The following is a 2,848-nucleotide window of genomic DNA, read 5'->3' on the forward strand; positions in this document are numbered from 1 at the left end:
ACGTGCCCAGACAGTATGCGTTTCGCAGCGGACGATAGTTTGATGCAGGACTCAGCGGGTCTCTCCGCACTTCGAAGTCAGCCGCTGAACTTCGTCCGCCGAACCAAGAACGACTGCGACACGTTCATGGAGACTGCTCGGCTCGACATCCAAAATGGAGCGATCCCCCGTTGTAGAGGAGCCGCCCGCGCGTTCGATCAAAAGGGCCATCGGGGCACCTTCATAAAGCAGCCGCAACTTGCCGGGCCTCGTCGGTTCTCGGCGATCCCAAGGATAAAGGAAGACTCCCCCCCGCATCAGAATGCGGTGGACATCGGCCACCATCGAACCAACCCAGCGCATATTGAAATCTTTACCCCGAGGCCCGTCACGCCCCATCAAGCACTCGCCAATGTATTCCTGCGTGGTCATTGACCAATGTCGTTGGTTCGACATGTTGATTGCAAAATCCCTCGTTTCGACAGGAACCAAAATATTGCTCTGGGTTTGAATCCAAACACCGTGGGCATCGAGAGTGAACGCTACAACAGCGTCGGTTATCGTCAGGACGAGTTCGGTTTGAGGACCATAGACAGCGTAGCCCGCTGCCAGTTGGTGTCGCCCCGACCGGAGGAAGTGGGCAAGATTAGGCACCTCCGAGACTGGCGCATCCATGATCGAGAAGATGGTGCCGACCGACACGTTCACGTCGATATTGCTTGAGCCATCGAGAGGGTCAAAGACCACGAGCACCCCGCCCGTTCGGCCAGTGGTTTGGATGGCCTCTCTCTCCTCGGAAGCAAAGCCAGCCACCGAGGGAGATGATGTGAGAGCTTTTGCGATCACCTCGTCCGAAATCACATCAAGCTTCTGCTGGGCTTCGTCCTGAACATTCACGCGACCAGCCAGACCACGATGGCCGTCCAGCATCCCTAGCCGGATGAGCGCGCTGATCTCCGCACAGGCAGAGGCGAGATCGCGGATCGCGTCGCCTACATCAGGGCGGTTGCAGAAATGATCGAGGTAGGATTGCAGAGAGACGGGAGGGGTCATACCCGCACGCTATACGGCCCGCTTCAAAATGTCTGGGACCGCAAGCCATTTGGGAAGCGATATCACCACAGATGGCGATGAAAACGTCTCGCTGATCGCTCGACGACAATTTAGAGACGTTGCCTATGACCATCGTTCTCTATGTGCTCGCCGCCGTGGCCGAGATCGCTGGGTGCTTCGCTTTCTGGGCGTGGCTCCGGCTCGACAAATCCATCTGGTGGCTCGCGCCGGGACTGACTCTCCTCGCGCTGTTCGCCTACCTGCTCACCCGCGTCGATACCGACATGGCTGGCCGAACCTATGCGGCTTACGGCGGCATCTACATTGTCGCGTCGCTGGCATGGCTCTGGATGATCGAGGGTGCCCGTCCTGACCGTTGGGATATGCTTGGAGCCGCCCTGTGTCTTGTGGGAGCCGGGGTGATCCTCTTCGGCCCCCGAGGGTTGGTTGCCCACTAACAGGAGCGCAGCGGCGAGATCGCGAAACGGGGGTCCGCAAGGCAGGGGTGACCGTCTGGCATTGGGTCATTTAGACGCGGCGAGATGCGATAAGTCGAGTTCGGGATAGGCGATCCGTCCAATCGCTTCATACAGCGTTTGCGCGCGATAGCCTCGGCCATAAGCAGCGGCCGTCTCTCCACCCTCGCTCCCGTTCCCCGAGGACCAACCTCCGAGTGCGAGCGCGACCTCGTGCTCGACGCGGGCCTCACGCAACGCATCCCGATAGCAGTGGCGGAAAGAGTGGAAGCAGGTCTTTGGTCGGTCGGCTCCTACCCTCTGGAGGAAGCGGCGAAACCACTTCGAAAATGGGTCGCTGTAGTAGCCGGTGCTGGATTTTTCGAGTTCTGCAAAAAGGCGCACGGCTCCAGCGGCACGTCTATCCGCGACGAAGATCATGAACCCCATATCGATTAGTGTCGGGTGGATGGGAATGAACCGTTCGCTGGCGGCGGTCTTCAAGCGTTTGCCGTTGTCGCTATCAGACGGCCCTTCTGTGACGAAAAAGCAGTCCACGCCGTCCAGTCGATGGATATCAGCCGCATGAAGCTGGCAAATCTCGTTCATCCGCATGCCGGAGAAGAGCGCGATCAGGGGCACCCAAAATCGCCCACGACGAGGACGCGCGGGGCCGGGCGTCGAATATCCCGCCCAGTCATCGACGCAGCCCCGGTAGATGGGTGCGTCGAAGATCAGCCGAAGCTGCTCGACCGAGAAGGGGAGCCGCTTGTCGCGCCGTCGAACGGGGTCGACGACTTGAAGGCCCTTGGCGGGGTTGCGCTCGATCCAGCCCTCGTTCGTTGCGAAATTCATGACGGCCCTGAACTTGGTCATGTAGCCGTTCACCGACGCTGGCGAGAGCGTGCCGGGCAGACCTTTCGCCTTCGCCATCGCGGACGCTTGGACGGGTGATAGCTTCGGAAACTTCTTCTCGGCGTTCGTCGGCAACCAGATCAGGGTGTCGAGAAGCTCGCGGCACGTCTCGCGGTCAATGGATCGGATGGTCCGCCCCTCGCCCCACAGTCCAACCGTCAGTTCGATCAGGTTGAGATAGTGGAGGTCAGTCTTCCGGGCGCGCTGTTTCGCAGGATCAGACCTGAACAGTTCGAACGCTTGCCGCATCGTCTTTTCCAGCGGTGCTGTAGCCGCCGCTGAAGAAGTCTTTGGCAAGGCCGGAAGCCTCGATGAAGGCGAGGCCGATACGCTTTGACGCTCGACCTCGCACCATTCTGCTTCAAGCGACGCAGCGACCATCCGAGCCTTGCGGATCGCCTCGGCTCGATAGCCGGTCCCCAGAGACTTCACGACGTGCGTCTTAC

At 59.9% G+C, this 2,848-nt stretch carries 3 protein-coding genes; 1 reads left to right on the forward strand and 2 read right to left on the reverse strand.

Translation table 11 applies throughout. The annotated features are described in order from the left end of the window. Nucleotides 1-51: 51 nt before the first annotated feature. A complete protein-coding gene (locus ACK4SE_RS13800) occupies nt 52-1,032 on the reverse strand; it encodes a class 1 fructose-bisphosphatase (protein ID WP_409693852.1) in 981 nt (326 codons plus the stop codon). A gap of 125 nt (nt 1,033-1,157) precedes the next feature. Here ACK4SE_RS13800 and ACK4SE_RS13805 point away from each other — a divergent pair, with 125 nt between their 5' ends. Beyond that, nucleotides 1,158-1,490 carry a YnfA family protein gene (locus ACK4SE_RS13805; RefSeq protein ID WP_409693854.1) on the forward strand — a complete coding sequence of 111 codons (333 nt, stop codon included), beginning with the start codon at nt 1,158-1,160 and terminating at the stop codon, nt 1,488-1,490. A 66-nt stretch (nt 1,491-1,556) separates the two neighbouring features. Here the strand turns inward: ACK4SE_RS13805 and ACK4SE_RS13810 are convergent. After that, nucleotides 1,557-2,848: hypothetical protein (locus ACK4SE_RS13810; protein WP_409693857.1), on the reverse strand; the 1,292-nt coding region annotated here is incomplete at its 5' end.

Source organism: Brevundimonas sp., assembly GCF_046293315.1.
Classification (GTDB): Bacteria; Pseudomonadota; Alphaproteobacteria; order Caulobacterales; family Caulobacteraceae; genus Brevundimonas.